The sequence below is a fragment of the Belnapia sp. AC561 genome (assembly GCF_979252845.1).
The window spans coordinates 1-252 of the sequence record NZ_CEEDBP010000351.1; the positions used below are offsets into that span (position 1 = coordinate 1).

Genomic DNA, 252 nt, shown 5'->3' on the forward strand with positions numbered 1-252 from the left:
ATACATACTGAATTAATTTATGTTCTTCAACCGTTGTATATGTTCCACCGAATTCAAAACTCATGCTGCCATCGCGTGCGGCCATTGTTGTTGAAAAATTTCCACCCACCCGCAGGTCATTTGCCGCATTTGGCGCATGCCATTCCGGAGATGCGAATGCCCAGTTTTTTATGTGTTCAGGGTTGTTCCAATATTCCCACACCTTTTCTACAGGTGCATTTATTGCTGCTTCTATGGTTATTGGTGTTAGGT

Annotated in this window: 1 protein-coding gene; it reads right to left on the reverse strand. The window is 43.3% G+C overall.

What is annotated here, in order from left to right:
* Positions 1 to 252: SRPBCC domain-containing protein (locus tag AC0IW9_RS31390; protein WP_471652201.1), on the reverse strand; the 252-nt coding region annotated here is incomplete at both ends.